This is a genomic window from Patescibacteria group bacterium (assembly GCA_023380635.1).
GTDB lineage: Bacteria > Patescibacteriota > Microgenomatia > JAMCZE01 > JAMCZE01 > JAMCRP01.
Window position 1 is genome coordinate 320,344 of record JAMCRP010000001.1, and the last position, 24,023, is coordinate 344,366.

General features: G+C 45.4%; 28 protein-coding genes. 10 read left to right on the plus strand and 18 right to left on the minus strand.

Translation table 11 applies throughout. The annotated features are described in order from the left end of the window. Window positions 1-74: 74 nt before the first annotated feature. Genes cadA through M1403_01815 form a run of 3 tightly spaced genes read right to left on the minus strand, consistent with a single transcriptional unit; the run spans window position 75 to window position 3,846 of the window. Window positions 75-2,276 carry a cadmium-translocating P-type ATPase gene (gene cadA, locus M1403_01805; GenBank protein ID MCL4397742.1) on the minus strand — a complete coding sequence of 734 codons (2,202 nt, stop codon included), beginning with the start codon at window positions 2,274-2,276 and terminating at the stop codon, window positions 75-77. Further along, on the minus strand, window positions 2,263-3,591 hold the full coding sequence (locus M1403_01810; GenBank protein ID MCL4397743.1) for a sulfite exporter TauE/SafE family protein: 1,329 nt from the start codon (window positions 3,589-3,591) through the stop codon (window positions 2,263-2,265). The genes cadA and M1403_01810 overlap by 14 nt, the downstream gene beginning before the upstream one ends. A 9-nt stretch (window positions 3,592-3,600) precedes the next feature. Beyond that, entirely contained in the window at window positions 3,601-3,846 is a 246-nt protein-coding gene (locus M1403_01815; protein MCL4397744.1) for a metal-sensitive transcriptional regulator, read from the minus strand. Between the two features lie 109 nt (window positions 3,847-3,955). Between M1403_01815 and M1403_01820 the strand changes: the two genes are divergently transcribed. The 3 genes from M1403_01820 to M1403_01830 are packed head-to-tail and all read left to right on the plus strand — an operon-like array spanning window position 3,956 to window position 5,098. After that, entirely contained in the window at window positions 3,956-4,276 is a 321-nt protein-coding gene (locus M1403_01820; protein MCL4397745.1) for a GlsB/YeaQ/YmgE family stress response membrane protein, read from the plus strand. A gap of 14 nt (window positions 4,277-4,290) precedes the next feature. Then, a complete protein-coding gene (locus M1403_01825; GenBank protein MCL4397746.1) occupies window positions 4,291-4,944 on the plus strand; it encodes a M23 family metallopeptidase in 654 nt (217 codons plus the stop codon). Beyond that, window positions 4,934-5,098: a hypothetical protein gene (locus tag M1403_01830; protein MCL4397747.1), complete on the plus strand. Its 165-nt coding sequence runs from the start codon at window positions 4,934-4,936 to the stop codon at window positions 5,096-5,098. Before M1403_01825 ends, M1403_01830 begins: the two co-directional genes overlap by 11 nt. On the opposite strand, the gene M1403_01835 is transcribed toward M1403_01830, so the two are convergent. Further along, complete coding sequence (locus M1403_01835) at window positions 5,095-5,706, minus strand: ribonuclease H-like domain-containing protein (protein ID MCL4397748.1); 612 nt, start codon at window positions 5,704-5,706, stop codon at window positions 5,095-5,097. The genes M1403_01830 and M1403_01835 overlap by 4 nt on opposite strands. Before the next feature lie 431 nt (window positions 5,707-6,137). On the opposite strand from M1403_01835, the gene M1403_01840 reads away from it, so the two are divergent. Next, on the plus strand, window positions 6,138-6,578 hold the full coding sequence (locus M1403_01840; GenBank protein ID MCL4397749.1) for a hypothetical protein: 441 nt from the start codon (window positions 6,138-6,140) through the stop codon (window positions 6,576-6,578). Here the strand turns inward: M1403_01840 and M1403_01845 are convergent. The 11 genes from M1403_01845 to M1403_01895 form a co-directional block, all read right to left on the minus strand. After that, window positions 6,553-6,843 carry an MGMT family protein gene (locus M1403_01845; protein MCL4397750.1) on the minus strand — a complete coding sequence of 97 codons (291 nt, stop codon included), beginning with the start codon at window positions 6,841-6,843 and terminating at the stop codon, window positions 6,553-6,555. The two genes, M1403_01840 and M1403_01845, sit on opposite strands and share 26 nt — an antisense overlap. Next, a complete protein-coding gene (lon, locus tag M1403_01850; protein MCL4397751.1) occupies window positions 6,755-9,280 on the minus strand; it encodes an endopeptidase La in 2,526 nt (841 codons plus the stop codon). Before lon ends, M1403_01845 begins: the two co-directional genes overlap by 89 nt. Before the next feature lie 96 nt (window positions 9,281-9,376). After that, a complete protein-coding gene (locus M1403_01855; GenBank protein ID MCL4397752.1) occupies window positions 9,377-11,107 on the minus strand; it encodes an ATP-binding protein in 1,731 nt (576 codons plus the stop codon). 32 nt (window positions 11,108-11,139) lie between these two features. After that, window positions 11,140-11,547, minus strand: a complete 408-nt coding sequence (locus tag M1403_01860) for a response regulator (protein ID MCL4397753.1) — start codon at window positions 11,545-11,547, stop codon at window positions 11,140-11,142. A gap of 46 nt (window positions 11,548-11,593) precedes the next feature. Continuing rightward, entirely contained in the window at window positions 11,594-12,103 is a 510-nt protein-coding gene (locus M1403_01865; protein ID MCL4397754.1) for a PH domain-containing protein, read from the minus strand. Continuing rightward, window positions 12,093-12,938, minus strand: a complete 846-nt coding sequence (locus M1403_01870) for a tRNA (adenosine(37)-N6)-dimethylallyltransferase MiaA (protein MCL4397755.1) — start codon at window positions 12,936-12,938, stop codon at window positions 12,093-12,095. Before M1403_01870 ends, M1403_01865 begins: the two co-directional genes overlap by 11 nt. After that, window positions 12,935-13,714: an ABC-2 family transporter protein gene (locus M1403_01875; protein ID MCL4397756.1), complete on the minus strand. Its 780-nt coding sequence runs from the start codon at window positions 13,712-13,714 to the stop codon at window positions 12,935-12,937. Before M1403_01875 ends, M1403_01870 begins: the two co-directional genes overlap by 4 nt. Window positions 13,715-13,721: 7 nt before the next feature. Beyond that, window positions 13,722-14,522 (minus strand): ABC-2 family transporter protein, encoded by an 801-nt coding sequence (locus tag M1403_01880; GenBank protein ID MCL4397757.1) that lies wholly within the window; start codon window positions 14,520-14,522, stop codon window positions 13,722-13,724. An 18-nt stretch (window positions 14,523-14,540) separates the two neighbouring features. Then, a complete protein-coding gene (locus tag M1403_01885) occupies window positions 14,541-15,533 on the minus strand; it encodes an ABC transporter ATP-binding protein (protein MCL4397758.1) in 993 nt (330 codons plus the stop codon). A gap of 12 nt (window positions 15,534-15,545) precedes the next feature. Beyond that, window positions 15,546-16,343 (minus strand): ABC-2 family transporter protein, encoded by a 798-nt coding sequence (locus M1403_01890; GenBank protein ID MCL4397759.1) that lies wholly within the window; start codon window positions 16,341-16,343, stop codon window positions 15,546-15,548. Further along, a complete protein-coding gene (locus M1403_01895) occupies window positions 16,340-17,122 on the minus strand; it encodes an ABC-2 family transporter protein (protein ID MCL4397760.1) in 783 nt (260 codons plus the stop codon). Before M1403_01895 ends, M1403_01890 begins: the two co-directional genes overlap by 4 nt. A 126-nt stretch (window positions 17,123-17,248) precedes the next feature. Between M1403_01895 and M1403_01900 the strand changes: the two genes are divergently transcribed. Next, entirely contained in the window at window positions 17,249-18,268 is a 1,020-nt protein-coding gene (locus tag M1403_01900) for a DHH family phosphoesterase (GenBank protein MCL4397761.1), read from the plus strand. A gap of 61 nt (window positions 18,269-18,329) precedes the next feature. Here the strand turns inward: M1403_01900 and M1403_01905 are convergent, their stop codons facing one another. Next, the gene (locus M1403_01905) at window positions 18,330-18,602 is read right to left on the minus strand and encodes an HU family DNA-binding protein (GenBank protein MCL4397762.1); all 273 of its coding nucleotides are present in this window, start codon (window positions 18,600-18,602) and stop codon (window positions 18,330-18,332) included. A 224-nt stretch (window positions 18,603-18,826) separates the two neighbouring features. On the opposite strand from M1403_01905, the gene M1403_01910 reads away from it, so the two are divergent. Beyond that, window positions 18,827-19,432 carry a M23 family metallopeptidase gene (locus M1403_01910; protein ID MCL4397763.1) on the plus strand — a complete coding sequence of 202 codons (606 nt, stop codon included), beginning with the start codon at window positions 18,827-18,829 and terminating at the stop codon, window positions 19,430-19,432. Between the two features lie 3 nt (window positions 19,433-19,435). After that, the gene (locus tag M1403_01915; GenBank protein ID MCL4397764.1) at window positions 19,436-19,918 is read left to right on the plus strand and encodes a hypothetical protein; all 483 of its coding nucleotides are present in this window, start codon (window positions 19,436-19,438) and stop codon (window positions 19,916-19,918) included. Here M1403_01915 and groL read toward each other — a convergent pair. Together groL and M1403_01925 are read right to left on the minus strand one after the other, a co-directional pair. Beyond that, a complete protein-coding gene (groL, locus tag M1403_01920) occupies window positions 19,915-21,567 on the minus strand; it encodes a chaperonin GroEL (GenBank protein ID MCL4397765.1) in 1,653 nt (550 codons plus the stop codon). The genes M1403_01915 and groL overlap by 4 nt on opposite strands. A gap of 3 nt (window positions 21,568-21,570) precedes the next feature. Further along, window positions 21,571-21,882, minus strand: a complete 312-nt coding sequence (locus tag M1403_01925) for a co-chaperone GroES (protein MCL4397766.1) — start codon at window positions 21,880-21,882, stop codon at window positions 21,571-21,573. A gap of 89 nt (window positions 21,883-21,971) precedes the next feature. Here M1403_01925 and M1403_01930 point away from each other — a divergent pair, with 89 nt between their 5' ends. The 3 genes from M1403_01930 to M1403_01940 all read left to right on the plus strand — a co-directional run bounded on the left by M1403_01930 (window position 21,972) and on the right by M1403_01940 (window position 24,016). Continuing rightward, on the plus strand, window positions 21,972-22,676 hold the full coding sequence (locus M1403_01930; GenBank protein ID MCL4397767.1) for a M15 family metallopeptidase: 705 nt from the start codon (window positions 21,972-21,974) through the stop codon (window positions 22,674-22,676). 119 nt (window positions 22,677-22,795) lie between these two features. After that, window positions 22,796-23,527: a hypothetical protein gene (locus tag M1403_01935; GenBank protein ID MCL4397768.1), complete on the plus strand. Its 732-nt coding sequence runs from the start codon at window positions 22,796-22,798 to the stop codon at window positions 23,525-23,527. 3 nt (window positions 23,528-23,530) lie between these two features. Next, window positions 23,531-24,016 carry a nucleotide exchange factor GrpE gene (locus tag M1403_01940; GenBank protein ID MCL4397769.1) on the plus strand — a complete coding sequence of 162 codons (486 nt, stop codon included), beginning with the start codon at window positions 23,531-23,533 and terminating at the stop codon, window positions 24,014-24,016. Window positions 24,017-24,023: the final 7 nt, after the last annotated feature.

Consider the following 24,023-nt stretch of genomic DNA (forward strand, 5'->3'; position numbering starts at 1 on the left):
GGTAAAAGCAATAAAAAAATTAAAGGAATTTTTTGCCACTAACCCTCAGCTAATCGCCGATGTAACTCCTTAGTTCATTTCATTCCCGTTATTCCCGAGCTGAAACGGGCGAATTGAACAAAAAGAAGAGCGAAAAGAGCCACCATGATAATCGGCGCGTAGGCCGAGATGAGATTTTTCTTCCCCGGTTGATATCCCCGAAGCAGCAGCGAATTACTGACAACCGAAACAGAACTTAAAGCCATCGCCAGTCCGGCCAATTCAGGCCGCAAAATGAGCCCCGCAAACATAAAGACCCGGGCCGCGATCGGAATCCCAATGACATTATAAAAGAGAGCAAAAAACATGTTTTGTTTAATTTTGTTCATCGTGGTTTTGGAAAGATCAATCGCGTTGGCCACATCTCGTAAGTCATTTTTAATAATCACAATTCCGCCGCTTTCCATGGCCACATCCGTTCCGGATCCCATGGCAATTCCCAGGTCCGCTTGCGCCAACGCCGGCGCGTCGTTTATCCCGTCCCCGACCATAGCCACTTTTTTGCCGGCTTCCTGAAGTTTTTTCACTTCATTAGCCTTGTCTTCCGGCAGCACTTCGGACAGGATATTAGTGATGCCCACCTGAGAAGCAATGGCTTTGGCCGTCCGGGCGTTGTCGCCGGTAATCATGTAAACGGCAATGCCCGACTTTTGCAGTTTTTCGACCGCTTCTTTAGAAGTATCTTTAACGGTATCAGCCACCGCAACGCTGCCCAAAACTTTGCCGTTGGCGGTTAGCGACATGACCGTTTTTCCTTGTTTTTCCAGGTTTTCAATTTCCGAAGTTAATTTCGGCCGGCCGAAAAAATATTTGGTTTTACCAATGTAGCCTTCAATCCCCTGTCCCGGAATGGCTTTAAACTTTGTTACTTCGCTGAGAGTTAATTTGTCTTCTTTGGCTTTGTTAACAATCGCTTCCGCCAAAGCATGCTCCGAGTGTTTTTCCAGACTGGCCGCGATTTTAAGCGTTTCTTTATTCCCAATAATGTCCGTGACTTCGGGCTTGCCATGGGTGATCGTTCCGGTTTTATCAAAAACAATCGCGTTAATTTTTTCCGCCGCCTCCAACGGTTCCCCGCCTTTAACCAAAATTCCGTTTTCCGCTCCCTTGCCGGTACCGACCATGATAGCCGTAGGCGTGGCCAGACCCAAAGCACAAGGACAGGCGATGACAATGACCGCGGTAAAAGCCATCAGAGCAAATGTCAGAGAAGTACCAAGAATCAAATACCAAATTACAAAAGTGAGAATAGCAATCCCGATTACCGCCGGAACAAAATATGAAGAGATTCTGTCCGCGAAGGCCTGGATCGGGGCTTTCGACCCCTGGGCTTCTTCCACTAATTTTATGATTTGGGCCAGCATCGTTTCCGCTCCCACTTTGGTCGCTTTAAATTCAAAGCTGCCGGTTTTGTTCATCGTCGCCCCGATAACCGTGTCTTTAATCTGTTTTTCGACCGGTAAACTTTCTCCCGTCACCATTGATTCATCTATCGAAGAGCTGCCCTTTACTATGACGCCGTCTACCGGAACTTTTTCTCCCGGCCGAACAAGAAGAATGTCTCCGGTTTTTACTTCTTCGATGGGAATATCTTTGCCATTTGCCAGCCTGGCGGTTTTCGCTTGCAGACCCATCAATTTTTTAATCGCATCAGATGTTCGCCCTTTGGCTTTGGCTTCCAAATATTTTCCTAAAATGACAAACGTAATTAAAAACGCCGCCGTCTCAAAATATAGATCGCTGTTACCCAGAATTAAATTGATGAGACTATAAAAATAGGCTACCGAAGTCCCAATGGCGATTAAAGAATCCATGTTGAAAGTTTTCATTCGCAAGGCCGACCAGGCGCTTTGGTAAAAAGATTTACCGATAAGAAACTGTATAGGGGTAGCCAGTATTAAAGAAATATATTCATAAAATGGCGGCTTCCAAAACATGAATACCAAAAGAGGCAAGGACAGAATTAAAGCGGCAATAAATTTCTTTTTAAAAAGGACTGTTTCCTCTTCATGCTGGAGAGGATTTTCTTTCAGGGCAGCTTTATAACCGGCTTTTTCCACTGCCTTCACCAGATCCTCAATTGTTGTTTGGGAATCATCAAAGGTTACCCGGGCTTTTTCGGCGGCATAATTAACATTTGCTTTTTGCACACCTTTAGTTTTGTTTAATGATTGTTCGATCAAAAGCGCGCAGGAAGCGCAGTGCATTCCGGTAATGGAAAGGTCAGTTGCTGACATTAAACACCCCCCGATACATGCCCATGGAACAGGTAAACTGAATCGTTCCTTTTTCCGTGGGCGTAAATTCGATAATATTCTGGCCTTGGGAAAGCGCGCGGCGGATATTGTATTGCGGCATCAGTAAACTGCTGGCGCAGGTATAGGCATCCGTCGAATTAATAACCCATTTCACCGGCACTCCGACTTTAACATTAAAACTATTAGGGTGATAGCCGGATCCGTCCTGAGTCATGTTGACCGTCTGGACTCCATTTTCGATCGCTGCCACAACCGCCGGAGTCGTATCGCTTTTTACTGAAAACATTGTGGCCAGGATATCTCCGGGATTAAAACCAACCAGATTAAAACCGTTGGAAAGATTAAACAAGGCCATAGCCAAAATTACTAAACTTGCCGTTTTAAACAGAAGCCGCCCGAACGTTCCCTTGGCAATACTTGTCAGGCCGCCGATCCCCAAAAGTCCCGGAGCTGTGCCGATAGCGAAAAATCCCATGGTCACCGCTCCTGTCACCGCGCTGCCGGAAGAAATCGCGAAGAGTTGCATCGCTTGGGTAAAACCACAAGGCAGAAAGAAAGTTACGGCACCCAAAAGCACCGGATTTTCCAGCTTAAAATTAACCGGCAATCTGACGCTCATAGATTTTACCGCCGGGAAAATGCCTGTCAGCTGAAGACCGAGCATTAGCATTACCATTCCGACGATTATTGTTAGTAGTCCTAAAACCAGCGGCGATAACTGGAAAACTGAACCCGCAAGTCCGATTATCCCGCCGAGAATAAAAAAACCCCCAATCCGTCCGGCATTAAAAAGAAGATGCGGGCGGAATTTTTGAACGGAACTAGCCGAAGGATGCGCTTCGGCATATCTTACTGAGGCTCCCAAAACCAGGCCGCCAACCAGTGCCATACATGTCGAAAAACCAGCTGTCAAACCCACTAGTAACACTACCGGCAAACTGGAATAACCTCCGGGACCGCCGACACTAAGGTTAAACAAACCAAAAACCCGGGCAAGAAAATATAGACCGAGAGCGATAACGGCCGCGATTACCAAATCCTGATAATCTTTTGCGTTTACTGACAAAAATGGTTTTTCAACACTGCGGCCCAAACGGTAACCGGCCGCCGTGACTGCCTCTTCCACCCGAACAAGGTCTAATGTTTCTTCGTGGAAAATATGCGCGATACCTTTATGTTGACTAACGGCTACTTTGCTAATACCCGGCACCTGACGCAGTTTTTCTTCAATTAAAATTTCGCAGGAACGGCAGTGCATTCCGGAAATTTCGATGGTCGTCTTTTGATTGGCCATTAAACTTAATTACTTCTTATCCATAACCCGCATAACCTCGGTGATAACCTCTTCAGTTTTCCCCTTTTTGATAGAATCCGCGACACAAGTTTTCAAATGGTTCTCCAGAACCAGATTGTCAATTTCTTTAAGGGCCTTTTGGACAGCTTGAGATTGCAGCAGAATATCAATGCAGTATTCTCCTCCTTCATACATTTTTACCACTTTATTCAGATGGCCCTGAGCAATTTTCAGCCGATGCAAAGTTTTGTCCATGAAATTAATGTATCCCCCATGGGGGGATATGTCAAGAGGTAAAATATTATTACATAATACTTAAATCCCCTTAACCTCTTACTCAAACTTGTTTTCTACTATTCTCTGCATGGATACGATTAATGCGCTTCTTGCTAACCCGGTAAATATTCTCGCCTGGATTATCTTTGGCTTTATTGCCGGATTTATTGTTCACCTGATTGATCCGACCGATGTCCGGGGCGGCATTATCGGAACAGTAATCCTAGGCATTGTTGGCGCCATCATCGGCGGATTTATCTCCTCAGCAGTTTTAGGGACCACCATTATTGGTTTCAGCATTCAGGGTCTGGTGGCCGCCGTCGTTGGCGGATTAATTCTGGCCATCATCGCCCGATTACTCTTTGCCGCCGGCCGGGGCGCCACTCCCCGCGGTTTTCGCCCCACATAAGGTAAACTATAACCATGCGCAAAGTTCTCTTTCTCCTGACGGGAGGACTTTTATTTGTTGCCGGGTATATTTTTTATCTTAGGCCTGAGCCTCCTTTGTCTGCACCAACACAAGTTACCCAGCCGCCCGCTACCCACTCCGCTACTTCGAAATATTTTTACCCGATTTCTAAATTTGATCAGCGGATTTCCGTCAAAAGCTTTGGGCAATACGTTACCCCCGCAGATGCCCAAAAACTCCCCTGCGGCGCCCCTTTTACCGGTTACCATACCGGTGATGACTTAGAAGTATTTCCAAACGAACTGGAGATACCCGTTCCTGTCTATGCTATAAGTGACGGTAAAATTGTTTATGCGGGGACGGTTTCGGGCTATGGCGGCGTTGTTATAGAGAGGACTAACATTGACAGCCAGGAAGTCACCGCTCTCTACGGCCATATTAATATAAATAGTCTGTCAGTAAATAAAGGATCGGCTGTCAGTGCCGGGCAAAAACTGGCAGTATTAGGTAATGCCTGTTCTTCCCAAACAGACTACGAGCGCAAGCATTTGCATTTTGCCATTCATAAAGGCGCGGGTATAAATTTTCGCGGCTATGTTAATTCTCCTGCCGAACTTTCCGCCTGGTTTAACCCGGCAGAAGTGCTAAGATTGAATCATGCCCAATAAGTCCCTGATCATGTTGGGAATGGCGGTTGGTTCAACGATCGGCGGCTATGTTCCCGTATTATTGGGAGCGGATTTTCTGTCTTTCTGGGGCATTATTGGCAGCATTATCGGGGGACTTCTGGGAATTTATTTGGCCTACAAAGCCACAGCTTAAAACAAGCTCTCCTGTTTTGCCGCGATAGTAAAGTTTGCCGGGTACGAAAAATCCACATCTACGGTCCGAACCGTGTTCCAGAAATCTTTATATTTTAGTTGTTTGTGTTTTCGTCCGTGATCGTAAATCTTCCGGGTGATTTCCACATCCATCTCGCAATATTTCTGCAGTTTCGCCAGACTTTCCGGATCACCGGCGGTAAAATATTTTATGGCGTTTTCCCCGCGGTCAATTTTGGCTTCTCCCAGGGTTTCTTTGGCCACAGAGTTTAGAGATACTCTTCGGCCGGAAGCATCTTTTAATTCGGCCAAAATGTCGAAATGGGAAAGTTTTGAGAATTGCGCCGGCGCGTAAGGCTTAAGGGCCGGAACATCAAAATGCAAAGAATTGAAACCGATCACCCGGTCCGCCTTCAGAAAATAATTCCACATCTTCTCAAAATCTTTTTCGAAAAAAGAAAGCATTTCCCCGGAAGTTTCTTCCAGATTGTCATTTAATTGACGGGTATAGAGGGAGACAATGGAAACGCCTAAATCGGCGGGGTCGTGACCGTCGATTTCGTCGAAGAATTTTTTGGTTTCCACATCAAAGATAACTTCACAGACCATGTAACCAAGAATAGTAGCAAATTTATCGCCGCCGAACCAGTGCAATAGAGACAAATGGCGTGCAAGACGAAAAATTGCAGATACAAAAGGTATAGTGAAAACAATAGTCCAAATGGCGTGATCAAAAGCAACAGTTTTGGTTTAAAAAAGAAAACTCCCAGCAAAAAAAAATAATATCCCAGTCCCCAAACAGCCAGTGGCACTCCGAAAAGTACGGAGTAGGAGCTACGCAGTACTTTGCCGCAATCAACCCAACTGCCAAGTATTGAGTGAGCAGGACATGGTGGCACAAAACTCCCAAAATGTTCCCACGTCAGATACACCGTGTCCAAAATTCCGAGAATTATCAGAAGAAAAACGCTAAAACGTAAATATTTGTTCATGTTTGATCTCTTGAACTTTATATCGATATTAGCATATATTTAACTGCTATGGACGAAGATAACACTCAACAAATCGTAGAGGGCGAAGTGACCGCGAATGGGGATGCTGATACTTTGGTGACGGTCACCAACCTCATCCAAAACTACCTCGGTCAGATCAATGAAAACAAACGGCTCCTGACGGAACATAAACAAATGATTGAAGATGCCCTGAATAATGACGAAACCTATAAAAAACATTCTGACGCCGCTAAAGAGGCCACAAAAGTAAAGCTGGCAACCAAAAAACAACTGATGCAGCAACCGAACATGCGCGAACTATCAGAAAAAGTTAAAGATTTAACGGCTGACATGAAAGCCGCTCGCGAATCACTTTCCCAATATCTGCAGCAATACCATGAGCTGACCAACTCCAACCAATTTGAGGATGGAAAAGGAGAGGTATTAGATATTGTCTATGTCGCTAAACTGCAACGCGTCCGGAGATAACTTTTACTCCCTCTGTTTGTAACTTTCTAGTTTGAACTTCAATACCACCGAAAGCGTATTTACAGGAGAGCTTACCAGTACTTGAGACTACCCGGTGGCAAGGAATGCGGTCGGGGTCAGAATTATTATGAAGAATATTTCCTACCGCTCTCGCGGCTTTTGGTGAACCAGCCAGTCTAGCGACGCGCCCGTAAGTAGAGACGCTGCCTTTCGGGATAGATGCGACTACGGCGAGAACTTTTTGCCGGAAGTTTGGTTTTACCATTGGCTTTAGTTAAAGCAATATTTAACACTTCGTCCATGCTCTCAACAAATTTAAATTCCAAATCCTTGAGAATGTAGCCCGGAATGTCTTCAAGATCTTTCTGATTATCTTTAGGCAGAACGATTGTCTTTATCCCGGCCAGATGGGCGCCGATCACTTTTTCTTTAACGCCGCCGATTTCGAGGACCCGACCGCGTAGCGTCACTTCCCCAGTCATGCCGACAAACTTTTTTACCGGAGTTTTAGTTAAAGCTGATGCTAAGGCAGTAGTAATGGCAGTCCCCGCCGAGGGACCGTCCTTCGGAATGGCTCCTTCCGGCACGTGAACGTGGATATCAATTTTTTGGAATAACTTTTCATCCAGACCAAGCTCTTTCCAGCGGGACCTGACAAAAGATAAGGCTGCCCTGGCTGACTCCTGCATTACATCTCCCAACTGTCCAGTCAAGGTCAATGTGCCCTTGCCCGGCATAGTCGCCACTTCGATAAGAAGTATTCCGCCGCCCGCCTGGGTCCAGAACAATCCCGTCGATAAACCGATTTCATCCTTGCGCTCGGCTATCGTGGAAGTGAATTTATAGGGGCCAAGATATTTGTGCAGATCGTCGGGTAAAACTTCAATTTTCTTGCCGGTATCTTTCTCCGCAATTTTCTTGGCAACTTTGCGAAAAACCGTCGCGATTTCCCGCTCGAGATTACGCACTCCGGCTTCTTTGGTGTAGCGGGTGATAATCGTTTCCAGGGCTTTGTCTGTTATTTCTACCTGGCTCGCCACCAGACCATTGGCTTCCAATTGTTTGGGAATCAGGTATTTTTTCGCAATAGAAAACTTTTCCGCGCTGGTGTAGCCCGGGAAATGAATAATTTCCAGCCGGTCAAGAAGAGCCGGTGGAATGGTTTCCAAAACATTAGCCGTGGTAATAAAAATTACTTCGGAAAGGTCGTAGGCCACTTCGAGATAATGGTCCGAAAAAGCATAATTTTGCTCCGGATCCAAAGCTTCTAAAAGGGCTGCTGACGGATCACCGTGAAAGTCATTACCGAGTTTATCAATCTCGTCGAGCATGAAAACCGGGTTTTTACTCCCTGCCTGTTTCATTCCTTGCAGGATCCGGCCCGGCATGGCTCCGACATAAGTGCGCCGGTGACCACGGATTTCCGCTTCGTCCCGAACACCGCCCAAAGACACTCGGACGAACTTGCGACCTAAAGCCCGGGCAATCGATTTACCAAGAGATGTTTTTCCCACGCCCGGCGGTCCGACAAAACAAAGAATAGTCGGTGTCGAAGCTTTGCGTTTTTTACCTTCCGAAGGCAGACTTGGTGCGGCTTCTTTTTCTTCCTCACCATCAAGACTTGTAGCCCGAGGCACGCCGTCGTCAGTAACTGGTCCGCCAGAGGCGGATTTCTGGGCATTTTTCAGTTTCATCACGGCCAGATATTCGACAATCCGCTCTTTGACTTTTTCCAAACCATAATGATCTTCATCCAAAACCTTCTGAGCCTTAGTAATATCGGTACCGTTAATAGTGGTTGATTTCCAGGGCATGTCCAGGAGCCATTCAACATAGGTGCGGATGTAACCCGCTTCCGGATTCATATTACTCATCCGCTCCAGCCGTTTAATTTCCTTGAGAGTCTTTTTCAAAACCTCTTCCGGCATCCCGGCTTTCTTGGCTTTGACTTCCAGTTCCTTAACCTCGTTTGTCTCTTCGTCCATTTCCCCTAATTCTTCTTCAATCGCCCGTTTGCGCTCTTTTAAGAGATTTTCCTTAATATTCTTGTCGAACTTCTGCTGACTGCTGGAAATGATTTTTCTTTCCAGTTCAATAACATTAATTTCTTTTGCCAACTGATCAGCAACTTTTTGCAGACGGTTTTTGACATTGGTTTCTTCTAAAAGAGTCTGTCTTTCCACCGAAGTGAAATCCAGAACCTGAGCCATTTGATTAGCCAGCTCCGCGGGTCCGAGGCCCGAAGTTACCCGCATCAGAACGAAGAAATCAAAACCCCGGCCAAGCCGGATGGCGTTTTGAAATTCCTGGGTAACATGAGTGGCCAGAGCGTCAACTTCCGGATCATTGGTAAATTCTTCATCAGGAATTTCTTCTACTTCTGCCACCAGAAAATCGTTCATATTCTGAAGTCTGACAATCTTGGCCCGGGAAACACCGGAAACCAAAACATTCACTTCGGATTCACTTTGGAAAATATGCTTAATCTGGCAGATGGTTCCGGTTTCATAGAGACTGGTCTGGGCGGGGTCGGCTTCAGCCGGATCTTTCTGACCAGTCACAAAGATCAGACGGTTGGTGTCCGCCGCACTTTTTAGAGCCGCCACGCTTTTACTGCGGCCAAAAACCAGCGGGACATCCGTGTAAGGAAAAACGGGTCCGTCGCGAAGCGGCGCTACCGGTAAAACTGAGGTTTTTTGCATTTCTTGTAGTTAGCAGTCTACTACCCGATTTGCTAATTGTCAAGCACAAAATGGCCAATTTTACCCATTTCCTACCTTCTTTTAAACTAAAAAAGTTTATGCGGCTGGTACCGGCGCTGTTTGTGGCAAGACAATATAAAAAGTGGTTCCTTCATTAACTTTGGACTGGACAAAAATTGTTCCCCCATGACTTTCCACTATTCCCTTGGCGATCACCAAACCCAGCCCGGTGCCTTTATTATGTGAAGCATCGGAAGGCTGGAGCTGTTTGAATTTGGAAAAAAGTTCCGGTAAAGCTTCCGGAGCAATCCCCATGCCGGTATCGGAAACGGAAATGATTATTGCAGAAGATTTAATGGCGGCGTCGGCCGGTTTACCCTCAGCAAAACGCCAATGTATATCATTAGCACTGTTTATTTTATAGGCGGAGACCGTAATTTTGCCGCCAATGGGAGTAAATTTAATGGCGTTGGAAAGAAAATTATTTAAGACCTGGGAAATCCGGTCCCGGTCAAACTCGGCATTCAGGCCGGGCTCCACCTCTTCCTGAGCCAGAGTAATGGATTTGGGATTAGCCATCTGGGTAAAGAACAAAACTCTGTCAGCAACCACCGCGGAAATATCGCCGGCAGTTTTAAGAATCTGAAACTTTCCAGCTTCAATTTTGGCCGCGTCCAGAAGGTCATTTACCAGGGTCAACATTGTCGCCGCCGAGCTTTGCATGGTTTTAAGAAGATCCTGGCCTTGTTGTTGAGAAGCGATATTCGGATCGCGCAAAAACATGTCCGTCGCTCCCCGAACCACCGTCAGCGGCGCCCGCAGTTCGTGAACCATCATGGCAGTGAATTCCTCCCGTACCCGTTCCAACTGCTTTTGAGCGGTAATGTCGTGGAACAAAACTACCGTTCCCAAAATCCGGCCACCCTCGTCTTTCACCGGAGAAATTAAGAGCTGGGAAATTTTGTCCCCCACCCGCAAATTTTCAAACACCACCAATTTATTGCCGGAAACACTCTCCTCAATTTTGGCCCGCAAGTCAATCTTGTCTGACAAACTGGCCGCCACATCTAAAATAGTTAGTTTCTTATCTTTGGAAAGACCCAAAAGCTCCGCCGCCGCCGGGTTAATCACTACGAGGGCTATATTGGCGTCCAACATTAACACTCCGTCAGCCATCGAGGTTACCATGGAATTAAGTTTCTCTTCTTCGGTGGCTAAAACCTTTTCCAGATTAGCCACTGCCCGGTTAGCCTGGGCCAGAATTTTATTTAAAACCTCCATTTCCGGTCCCCGATACAAACCCTGTTTTTTACTGGCAATCCCCAAAACCCCGATACCGCGGGTGTTAATTGACAGTGGCACCAGCCAAAGCGATGACAAACTTTCTCTTATTCCCTCGTCAACAATTGTTCCGGTCAGAGTTTCTGAAACCGCGTCAGTTCCATAGGTTTTCCCGGTAGCTTTACTCAGAGCTTCCAACATGTGCCCGCGGGTGTCATCCAAAAACTTCCGGTTTACGCTTTCCTCCAAATGGAAACGGAGGTTAATTTTGTTCTGATCGGAGGAAATCAGCATGTAGCCCGCCACGCTGTAAGGCAAAAGTTTGTCTAAGGAATTGACAATCGTATCGAGAATTTTTTCGAGATTTAATTCGTAGCCGATTCGCTCACCCACTTCCCGCAAAATTAACGTCTCGTACATCTTTTGGTCGATTTCCTTACGCCGTTTTTTCAAATCGGTCTCGTTCTTGCGGATTTGTACAAATGAAGCCGCCAGGGTTAACAGGGCCAACACCGTCAGATAAGCCGTCGGATCCGTGGGCAGCATGAGATTAGATTAGCAGGATTTATGGAGAATGGCTAGAGTTGAACTGGCTTAGCGCTTAATACTTGGGTCACTTTTTCGGCCATTTCCGCCGGAGTAACTTTATATTTCAGAAGATAATCAACCGCGCCCAAACTAAAAGCCTGCTGGACCAGATTTTCCTGACCAAAATTGGTCAGCATGATTATTGGGATATTTTTACTGGCTTCATCAGCTTTAATTTTAGACAAAGCCGCAATCCCGTCAGTTTTGGGCATCATAATGTCCAGAAGGATCAGGTCTGGCTTTCCGCTTTTGGCTTTTTCAATGCCTTCATCGCCATCACCGGCCGTAACAACCTCGTATTGCCGACCCGTCAACTCGACACTGTAAAGCTGGCGCAAGGCCTGGTCGTCATCAACCAGAAGAATTTTTTTAGCGGGGACCGCAGGTTCATCTGCCATAATAGTATTGTTATATTATAGTTAGCCGCTGCTTGTAAAGAGGGAGTTAGATCAGCGGTTTCACCAAACTGTCGTCTTGCTTTACCCCAAGGAGCGACCGCTCTTTGACGATCAGCTCTTCAATTAAGTTTTTGACCCGCATGGGATATTGGACTTTAACTAAATTTAATTCAACGGGGGCTGAGCCGGCAGCCGCCGTGTGAATAGTAATGTCTCCGATTTGGTAACTTAGTTTCTTAAAGAAATCCTCCTGGACAGTAATGTGGGTAATTTTGTCATAAGGCGCTGTGATAATTTTAATGGAGAAAACACCGTCTTTGACCAGAACCCGCCGGTCGGTCAGGATATAGGTTTTTGAGTGTTTCAGATGGACAATTTTTAATAGAAACGGCAGTCCGATTAATAGCAGGGATAACGGAGCAAGCATTATGGCGTTGGTCCAAAAATAACGGTCGCCAATGCCAAAAACCGCTACCACTTCTTCCCCTTCCGCCAGATATTCGGCGTACTTTTCTTTCTGTTTTTGTGTGGCCAGTTTCGCCCGTTTAACTTCCATTACTTTCACTATACCATTTAGCTACCGTTGGCTCTACATCTTCAGCTCCGACATCGTACCAGTGTATTTCCGGCAGATATTTTTTCAGATAATTTAGTTGCCGCTTCGCGTACTGGTGTTCATGGGTCTTCCATTCTTCAATACTCTTTTCAAGGTATCCAAAAGCATTCGGTTGATAACCCATTTTTAATAACTTTTCTTTTTCTGCCAAAGCTCCGGCCTTTATCCGTTCCTCTACCCGCCTGTTAATGCGTTGACAAAGCACTTCCAATGGCGCCTCCAGTCCAATTATCAAAATATTTGCTTCTATCCCCGCATTCAAGATTCTATGTTCAATATTCTGCTTCGCCACTTCTATCGCCCTTACCAGTCTTCTGGGGTTATTTCTGTCCGATTCATTCATTTTTTCCCACCTGGTTCTATCGGCTTCCCGTAATTTATTTTGCAATACTGCAATGGAACAATGTAACAGTTGCTTTCTAATTTCTTCGTCTGGCGGTATATGCAGTGTCGGCGACGGATGCAGCAGTTCTTTAATGTATTGTCCCGTCCCGCCGACGATTATCGGCAGTTTATTTCTCTTCCATATTTCCCCAATTACTCCTACTGCATAGTTCGTCCAATCCGAAACATTAAACTGTTGATCCGGCGTCACCAAATCGATACCCCATTGGAAATGTTGAGTATCTTTGCCCGTCGCGATGTTCATAAATTTATAGACCTGCCGGGAATCCGCCGAAATAATTTCTCCATTAAATTTTTCCGCCAGTTTTAGTCCCAGCGCCGTCTTTCCTGTGGCCGTCGGACCGGTAATTACCAATAACTTGTTAATCATGAAGAAGCGGAAGAATATTTTTTTAATGCATACTTCCAGAATTTCAGGGAAAGCGACAAACTGGTGATTCCAAAAATAAAAGAAACTAAAACCAGCTGCATAGGCAAAATTCCCAACATTGCTTTAGCCGGAAAAGTGATCATGATTCCCAAGGGCAGAGCAAAAGTCAGTAAGAACCTGATCGGCTCGATGTACAAGTCTACGGGAATTCTCAGCATTGATCCCAAATCGCGGTAAATCATGACCATGTGGTCAACCGAAGTGGTCATAATTCCGATTCCCAAAACAAAAATGTAAAAAGCCGCGGAAATCAGTAAGCCGTTAGCAGCCAAAACGATAAAAAGCAGGATATCAACGGGAGTAATCACAAAATTCTGAAAGGCAAAAGTAAAGGTAATGATCGTTAATAAGACCAGCATGAATAAATCCATGACATCCGCCCCGCCCGCCAGGACCCGGGTTAAAGTGTTTAAGGGTTTGACCAAAATGTAGTCCAGTTCTCCGGAAACCACCAGCGGCCGAAACCGGTAGACCTCCCGAAAGAACAATTGGCCCAGGGTATCGATTAAATTAAACGCTAAATAGAAGAAAATAATCTGCTCCCGGTTATACCCCGCCAGGCTTTTGGTCCCCTGAAACAAAAAGCCCAGAAAGGCCAGAAAAATCACTACCCGCAAAATTTTTCCGGTCATGAAGATTAGAACCAACGGGCGGTTACTTAAAACCTGCTGAAAGGAATTTAGCGTTAACCGCCACCAGACTTTAATATCTTTCATATAATTCTCACTTTCCCGTTGCTTGATAAACTTTCAGACCCCGCGCCCACAGCCACTTGGTAAACCAAAACATTATCCCCAACCAAATTAAATACTGAATAAGGATTCGTAAAAGTTCCTGGCCAACAATTTTTCCGGAAAAAATGGCGATAGGAAAATAGACCATATACGGAAAGGGTGTCAGCTGAAGCAGAGAGTACAGCCATCCCGGCAAAATATTAAGCGGAAAAATGCTTCCGGCGAGAATTTCCATAAAAACCAGAACTACAAACGACAGACCCCAGGTATATTCCGGAATCCAGAAGGCCACGAACCGGGCGCAGGCACTGATTAAATAGTAAAGGGCCACAGCCACTGCCAAACTGGAAAAGAAACCGAGCCAGGTTGAAAGGGCCAGGGGCACCACAATCTGAGGCCGCAGAAAGTACCAGAGTAAACTCACCTCAAAAACGGCAAAGAGCATATTAAGACACTTGCTGGCAATATCTCGGGTAAACCAATATTTGAGGTAGCCAATCGGCTTGACCAAATAGTTTGATAAATCGCCGTCGCTAATCTCACCACCAATATTATCCGCCGAAGGAGCCGAGGCCACGACAGTTTGGACAATTAAAACCATGAAAACATAAGTGAGCATTTGCGCCTGGCTGTAACCAAAAACATTGGTGTTGGTGACATAAATTCCCCGCCACAGAAAATAGGTCATTAAAAGCCGGAGAATATTTCGCACCCGCCAAAGAATGAAGTTTAGACGATAGGTGAACTCATTCTGCCATGAAGCCGTAAAAACTGTGAAGTACTTAGACATTAAGTCTATTGTAGCAGCCTAGGAAACATCTTTGCCGGTGAAGACTTCGCGGATGATGTCCTCAATTTGCGACTCTTCAATATTTAGGTCTGCTATTGGATACGACTGGAGCAGTTTTGCAGCTACCTTATTTGAATTCTCCCGTGGTACCTGCAACACCAGTTTCGGGAAAGCAAATTCCTTAATCCCACCCAGGCTTTCCAAATGTTCAATCTGTTTTTTGGTCAGTTCTTTATCCAAAACCACTGACAGATTTTTGTGATCGGCAAATTTTTTAACAATATCATCCAGTTGGCCGTCAAACAGAACTTTACCCTTATCAATAATGATTACCCGCTTACAAAGTTCTTTGACATCATCCATGTAGTGGCTCGTCAAAATGATCGTGGACTTGTATTTCTGGTTATAAATCTTGATAAAGTCGCGCATTTTCTTTTGGGCCACGACATCCAAGCCAATTGTCGGCTCGTCCAAAAAGAGTACTTTAGGAGAATGAATCAGGGCCGCAATCAACTCCATCTTCATCCGTTCGCCCAACGAAAGCTTACGCACTTGTACCTTCAGGAGATCTTTTACTTCCAGAAGTTCTGATAACTCGTTAAGAGTTGTTTCGTACTTTTCTTTGGGAACTTCGTAGATTTCCTTGTTAAGAATAAAACTTTCAATCGCCGGCAAGTCCCACCACAACTGGTTTTTCTGGCCCATGACCAACGCAAATTGTTTTTGAAACTCGGGCTGGCGTTTCCAGGGAGTGTAGCCCAGAACGGAGACCTCGCCTTTGGTTGGATACAGTAATCCCGATAGCGTTTTTAGCGTGGTCGTTTTTCCCGCTCCGTTTGGTCCGATGAAACCCACCAGTTCCCCCTCACCGATTTCAAACGACACATCATCAACCGCCTTAACATCGTAGTACTTTCTATGGAATAGCGACCTTATCGACCCCGCCAACCCCGGCTCCTTTTGGTGAACCTGATAGTATTTCGATAAATGCGAAACTAAAATCGTCGGCATAAAATTAGTATATCACGAACTTGCCGAAGAATAGAGCCGCAAGCTTCTGGTAAAGACCTTGCGGGACAGCCAAAACAACCCTACAGCATAAACAAAGGCTATTCCAAGATAGCTCCAGTTAAATGTCCCAGCCAAAGTTTGTGCCGGCACGGTCGCAATTAGTCCAATTGGAACGACAAACATAAAAATAAAATGGGTTATCCCTTTAAAGACTGTGACCGGATATCGGCCCAGCCATTGGATATTCCAATAGAAATAATGGATGTAATCTATATTGGTAGTTTTGAATGCTAGCGAGAGTAACAAAACGATTGCCGAGTACATAATTACCATTGCCAGAAACAGACTGGCAACAAACAAACCGATATTCAAGAACAAGTTTTGAAATCCTAAATGCAAAAGTCCATAACTCATGACCAGGATTCCAGACGGAATTGAGGCCATGTCGGAAACATCAAGCCAGGGAATGGTTGCTAGAAATTGCGCATCCACCGGCTTAACCAGCTTCCAGTCCAATTCGCCTCTCCTAATCATTCGGCCAAAACCATACATCATGGGATAAAAAGTAACGCCTCCCAACCCCAAGGTCAACTCCATAAATCCCAGCAAAATTAAAACTTGATAAATATTCCAGCCGCCAATGGCGCTGGTGTGCAGAAAAATAATATTGAAAAAAGTGGCATTAATAGTCAGCTCAAAGGCGTGAACAAAAGTCCACATAAAAAAATCGGCGCGATAAGCCAGCATCATCATAATGCTGCTTTTTAAAACCGTCAGATAGATCCGGCCATATCGAATGAGTGTTTTCATATTCCTACCGCCTCCAAGCGTCTTATCCCCCTTTTCCAGACCAGGATACTTAAGAGGTAAAGGGTGACTATCCAAATTATCTGGATTAGTATGCCGGTAATGATTTGTTCCGGCGGTACTTTTCCTAAAAGAATTTGGACGGGAAAAAACAAGAAATAACGGAAAGGCAACACTTTGGAAATCGCAATAAACAATGGTGGTACCAGTTCAAGTGGAATAACACTTCCCGATACAAGAGATGAACCAATTGACACCAGTAGCGTCAAGCCAAGAGTTTGCATTGTCCAAAAGGACAGCAGACCGGAAGTAAAATATATTAGATAATTTCCCAACATTGCCAGAGCTAAAACAACCATAAAAGCAGTCGCCTCGAACAGATTAATGTCCAGTCTGAAACCCAACAACCACAGGGTGGCAATTATTGCCACAGCTACCGTTACTTTCAGAAACTTGTCCGGCAAGGAGTTAAAAAACCTGATCCACATATAGTTGATTGGCTTCAAAATATGCTGCGTAATATCTCCTTCCCGAATATCCTGAGAAACCCCCTGGGTATCAAAGCCGGTTAAAGTAGAAACAGCGGCTACTAGCAAAAAATAGAAGCCGATGGTAACCTGGTTATAGGGAGCAATATCCAATCCTGACCCGGCTAAAAACCTCCAAAATAGGTACAAAACTAGGCTGCTGATCAGATTACTTGTTACATCCAATAAAAGACTAACCCTATACTCAGTAAGGCTTTGCAAGGCGTTGCTAAAAACAACTAGATATTTCTTCATTAATTTATGATACTTTTTCCCACGCAAAAAAAGACAGGCCGTCTTTTTATCGGGGGCAAAAACAATTATCGCCTATAAATTCATTTCCTGCAAGCGCAAGTCAGCAAAATAAGATAAAATATCGGCATGTCGCAGAAAGTTAAACAACTCGCCCCGGCGATTTGGGACGAAATCCAAAAGGCCAATAAGATTCTTATGCATCTACACCGCGGGCCGGACCCGGATTCCGCCGGCAGCGCTTTGGCTCTATATCTTTTGTGCAAAAACTTAGGGAAACAAGTAACGATCATTGCCGGCGACTCCATATTCCCCGAATCTATGAAAATCCTTCCCGGCTCAGCGGAAATTGTCCAAAAAAACTACTTTCAAATTAAGCCGGAGGAATTCGATCTTCTTTTCTCTTTGGACAGCTCAACCTTAAGTCAAATTTCAAAAGAAGGAGAAATCATCTTTCCGCCAAAATTACGCACCGTCAAAATTGACCACCATCGAAATGAGGCGGATTTTGCCAACATTAATTTAGTGGATACCACCTACCCTGCCGCTGGCCAAATTGTTTATGATCTGATGCGGCAGTGGAAAGCAGAAATCACTCCGGATATCGCCGCCAACTTATTTGCGGCTATTTATTCCGACACCGGCGGATTTAAATACCCGCCGACTAACGCCGATACCTTATTAGCAGGAAGCGAACTGGCCAGAATTTACCCGGATTATTTCAAAATAATTTTTGCTCTGGAAAATTCCAAAACTCCAAAACAACTGGAATTTTTAGGCTTGGCCTTAAGTTCTGTCGAGCATTATTTCAACAATAAAGTGGCTATCGCCGCCGTCTCCTATGACGCCTTACAAAAACACGGGATTGCCAAGGATGACACTAAAAACCTTGAGCTGTCAAACACTCTCAAGTCGGTTACCGGTTGGATTATTGGAGTGAGCATGTTGGAAACGCTGCCGGGAACGGTGGAGTTTAGTATCCGCAAACGCGAATATGAAGGACCGGATCTTTCCAAGGTGGCCATTGCTCTTGGCGGCGGCGGCCACAGCGCCGCGGCAGGATGTTCTATTACTGCGCCATTTGCTGACGCTAGAAAACTATTTCTTCAAAAAATGGTCGAGGTCTATCCGGAGCTGGGAAAACCGTAAATTCGGAGAACACACCAAAACCCGCGATGCGGGATTGGTGTTTAAAAGCTACTAAATAAAATTACTTAATAGCTTTCTTTAAAGCTTTACCAGCGGTGAATCCGGGCGTCTTGCGGGCGGCAATTTGAATTGAAGCCCCTGTCTGCGGATTCCGACCGGTTCTTGCGGCGCGGGAACGGACGGAAAAAGTTCCGAATCCGGTCACGACCACCTTTTCGCCTCTCTTTAAGGCATCACGAACGGCATCCAAAATCGCCTGGACTGATTCCCGGGCGGCTTTGTTTGTGAGGTTCGCTTTTTTAGCAACCACATCGACTAAATCTGCTTTTGTCATTAACTTGTCACCTCCCTTCGTCGCGTCATATCAACCAATTTAGTTTGGATTTTACCTACAATCAATTTAAGTTTAAGTGAGAGTTTTGTCAAGATATCATAAGCCAAACTAAATGGATCACTGTGACGGTCCGGAATTTGACTTAGCAGCCTATAGCTGTTATAATCCTTTCAGTTCTCGCGCAGTTGTGTGAGAACTTTTTTTATGGCCGTAAGGCCACCAATATGAAAATCTTCCGCAGCCTGAGAAAGCTGTTTGGGTTCACCCGAAACGGAACTTCCATTGTGGGCAAGTACGCTCGTTTAGTGCTTAGAAAGCGTGAGCTTAAGCGTCCCGCTGGAGTCGGGATCGTCGCTCTGACTACCGCCGTTATTCTCATTCATAATTTATCAAACATCGGCGGTTCAGCGGCCCTAGCTGTTTCCGGCCCGGTTGCCCCGCTTATTGACGCCACTACCAAGGCTTCAATCCAAAAGCCAATTAATTACGATGTCGAAACCCGCGGTTTTTCCTGGTTTCACACCGGCGCCGATCTGGCCGCTCCTACCGGAACCCAGGTGCGGGCCATTATGACGGGAACGGTAGTCGCCGTTAACCATGAACTGTTTGGTTATGGAAACCACATTATTATTGACCACGCGGAGGGCCTGGAATCCCTTTATGGTCATCTGTCCAGGACCGAAGTCGAACCGGGTCAGAAAGTTAATGCCGGAGAGGAAATTGGCCTGTCCGGTTCCACCGGTTTTTCCACCGGTCCGCATCTGCATCTGGAAATCCACCAGAACGGACAGCTCATTAATCCCGCCGACATCGTGCCGGGTGTAAACTAAGATATGACAAATAGTCCAGATGTCCTCATCAGGCATCCTCAGAAAAATACAGAAGACGAATGGTGGAGAAGATATTCTTTTCTTAAAGGACGGGAGTCGGCAGAAAGATGGATGAATGAAGAGTTTACCGAATTCCACGTCACCCCGGAAACTCACCCCAAAGTAGTCGAACTGGCCGCCGGAGACGGACCAATTGCCAAATTGTTGGTTAAGAGAGGCTGGAGGCCAGAAAATATTACCTGCGTCGATCGTGATGAAAGTCCGAATCCAATGGTCCCGGGAGTTAAATGGATGTATATAGACTTGCCGACGCTTTATGAGGAATATATACGCAAAAATCTTAACCCGGAACCGGAAATTTTAGCAATGAAAGGAGCCTTTGATCTTGTTTCATTTTGTAACACCGGCTGGGACATGCCTCACCTTGAAGAAAAACTCGCCGAATATTTCAAACGCCCCAGCGGCTACGTTTTCAGGATTTATTAATAATCCATTCCCCCACCCATGCCACCCATACCGCCGGGCACTGATGGAGTCTTTTCTTTTTCCGGAATGTCAGTTACTAAACATTCAGTAGTCAGGATCATTGTTCCCACAGAAGCAGCGTTCTGAAGAGCGCTACGAACTACTTTCACGGGATCAATAATACCTGCCTTAACCATGTTAATAGGTTCCGGGCTGTCGCTCATAATATTTATACCAACTCCATGTTCAGGAACAGCCTTTACTTTGGCTAACATTTCTCCAGCCTCAAGACCAGAATTTTTCATTATCTGTTTAAATGGTTCTTCCAAAGCATTTTTTAGAATAGTTATCCCGGTAATCTCATCATCACCGGCTTTTGCATTTTCAAGGAACTTTGAACTTAGCTCTTGAGAAATATCAAGAAGCGCTACCCCACCTCCAGGAACAATACCTTCCTCGACCGCAGCCTTCGTAGCAGCAACAGCATCAAGAACCCGCTCTTTCTTCTCTTTTAATTCCACCTCAGTCGCTGCTCCAACGTTAATGACGGCGACACCACCAATCAACTTAGCTAATCTCTCCTGGAGTTTCTCTCGGTCGTAATCCGAAGTGGTATTCTCCAGCTCCTGTCTAATTTGCTTTACTCTCGCTTCAACTGCAGCCTTTTCACCTTTCCCTCCTATGATCCGAGTTTTGTCCTTATCAGACCAAACCATATCCGCTTGACCGCAATCTTGCAAAGTAACACTATCTAATTTACGCCCCGTGTCTTCTGAAATAACTACCCCACCAGTTAACGCAGCAATATCCTGCAACATCTCCTTGCGTCGGTCACCAAAACCCGGAGCTTTTACGGCTAAGACATTAAAGACGCCCTTAAGCTTATTAACTACCAAAACTGCCAAAGCTTCGCCCTCAATCTCATCAGCAATAATAACCAGATTTTTACTGACCTTGACCAAACTTTCCAGGAACGGCAAAAGCTCCTGCAGTGAAGAGATCTTTTTATCGGTAATTAAGATGTAGGGGTTTTCTACTTCCGCTTCCATTTTCTCGGCGTTGGTGGCGAAATAGGCCGAAGCATAACCTTTATCAAACTCCATCCCTTGCTTGTATTCAAGCTCTAACTCTAGACCCTTCCCTTCTTCTACTGTCACTACGCCGTCTTTGCCGACTTTGTGAAGGGCTTCAGCTATTTTTTCCCCGATCAATGCATTTTGAGCAGAAATTATCGCTACTTGCTTGATTTCATCACCTTTTACCGGCTTAGACATTTTTTTGAGCTCGTCGACGACGACACTGACACCTTTATCTATTCCCCTCTTTACAATCATGGGGTTAGCGCCAGCAGTAATATTTTTCAGACCATCATTGACTATGGCTTGAGCCAGAACTGTGGCTGTCGTAGTCCCATCTCCCGCAACATCATTTGTTTTGTTAGCAGCTTCTTTAACCATCTGGGCCCCCATGTTTTCAAATGGATTCTCAAGTTCGATATCTTTAGCAACCGTCACCCCATCATGAATTACGCTTGGGCCACCCCACTTTTTATCCAGAGCCACATTTCTGCCTTTAGGCCCCAATGTAGTTACAACAGCCTTTGCCAACTGATCAACGCCAGAGGATAAGGCCTGCCTTGCGTCTGCTCCGAATTTAAGCTGTTTCGCCATAATTTATTTTACTATTGCTAGTATATTTTCCTGTTTCAAGAGAATCCAGTCTTCAAAACCAATTTTGATTTCGTCGCCACCCCATTTTTTATAAAGAACTGTGTCTCCGACTTTAACCTGCATAGCAACAAATTTTCCATTTTCGTCAGTGGTACCTGGCCCAACCGCAACAACTTCAGCCATCTGAGGTTTCTCTTGGGCTGTTTCTGGAAGGTAGATACCAGAAGCAGTTTTCTCTTCCGGGCGAAGAGGTTTAACTAAAACATTATCAAATAGTGGCTGGATATTTTGCTTGTTTTTGTTTGCTTTTGCCATAGAAAATTAGCAATCAAGTCTTATGAGTGCGATTGTAAAAAAGTTAATCCTCCTTGTCAAGACCTCGAAAAATATTCTAGCATGGTTAAGTGACCAAATTTGCTGCCTCACTGGCCGTTTTTCTTCTTTTGGTTCTCACCGTTAAGCTCATTCCCCTGCATTTCGGCGCGACGGCTGCTAATAATAGTATTCTCAGTCCGAAAAGCTCACAGGCTCCGACTGACGAAACGGGCAACCGGCAAATTCCAGCGGAACAAAAAATTTTAGGCGACGCCGCAAACAAAACGTGCCACGGTTTTAATGATCTGGATATTTTAGTAGATAAATTCCATGGCTTGCCGGCTGACTACGCTCCAGCAGATTTAACGGAAGTTGAAGGTTTTCCGGTCCGGGCCGAAGCAGCAACTTATTTAACTAATTTGCTTGCGGCCATGCGCCGAAGGGGACTGGATATTACCATTGACTCTACCTATCGCACCTATAGCCAGCAAAAGACCATTTATGATCAGAGGCACCGGGGAAATTTAACCGCCGCTCCGGCTGGGTACTCCGAACACCAGCTGGGCACCGCGGTCGATTTTAATATTCTTTATCCCTCCGCCGCCTGGACCTGGCTGGACCAAAACGCCCAAAAATTCGGGTTTGTCATGTCCTACCGCTCTAACCAAATAACGCGCAGCGGCTACACTTTCGAACCCTGGCACTGGCGCTATGTGGGCGTCGATCTGGCCACAAAAATCCGTTATTCGTCGGCAATCCCTCAAAGTTTTTACCAACCTCTCGGCTGCCGATAATCCCTATTGACAAGAGTTAGCACTCATGGTATCTTAGTGCCAATCTTGTTCACTGGTAGCTAGAGACTAGTTTCTAGTCAGAAAAACTAGCATCCAGTTTCCAGTAACCAGTATCCAGAATGGAAGATTTGACTTCAAGACAAATTAAAATCCTCAAGCACATTATTGAGGAATACATCGAAACCGCCGAACCGGTGGGTTCGGAAAAGCTGGACAAAAAATTCGCCCTCGGTGTCTCCCCTGCCACTTTAAGAAACGAAATGGCCGCTTTAACGGACAAAGGTTATCTCAAACAGATCCATACCAGCGCCGGCCGCACTCCCACCCCCAAAGCCTTGCGTCTTTATGTTGCCAACTTAATGCAGCCTAAAAATCTTTCCGTTACCGACGAAGTCAAAATTAAGGAGAAGGTTATGGACTATAAAACCCAGTTTGAAAAAGCTTTGCGCGAAGCCACCCGGGAATTGGCTGCCACCACCCAATCTTTGGCCGTCGCGGCAGATTCTGACGGGGATATTTATTATTCTGGCACCGCCAACATTTTGGACATGCCGGAATTTTTTGATATCGATTTAACCCGCAACGTTTTGTCTCTGTTAGATCATTTTGATTATCTCAACAAGATTTTCGGCCAGGCTAATGACGATTCCGGCAAGATCACCCATGTCCTCTTGGGCGAAGATCTGGGCTCGGACTATCTCTCGTCCTGCGCTGTAGTTTTTCAGCACTTCGGGACTCCGGATAAACATCACGGCGCGATCGGCGTCGTCGGGCCTTACCGGCTCAATTATCCGCGGCTGGTCCCGGCCGTGAATTATTTTGGGGATTTACTTAATCAGTTGCTGGGATAATTTATGACCAAGGCTCAGGATCATAATCTGGAAAAAAAGATTGAAGAATTGGAAGCTCAGGTGGCGGAACTAAATAATAAGTATTTGCGTTCCCTGGCCGATTATCAAAATCTGGAAAAACAAACCCAGACCTGGCGGGATGAATTTATCAAGTTTGCCAATCAGGGGTTAATCATAAAATTACTGGAAATTGTTGATGACTTGGAAAAAGCCCAGGAACATCTTCAGGATGAAGGCCTGAAAATTATTATTGACAAAATGAAGACCATTTTTAAAAATAATGGATTAGAGGAAATTGAGGTTGCCGGGCAGGAATTCAACCCGGCGGACATGGAAGCAGTTCAGGTTGAACCCGGAGAGGAAGACCACCAAGTTACCAGGATCTTACAAAAAGGGTATAAACTAAACGGGAAAATTATTCGGCCGGCAAAAGTGGTCGTCAGCACCACCACCCCAAGCAATAGCGAGGGGTCCCATAGCGATAGTTAGTTATTTA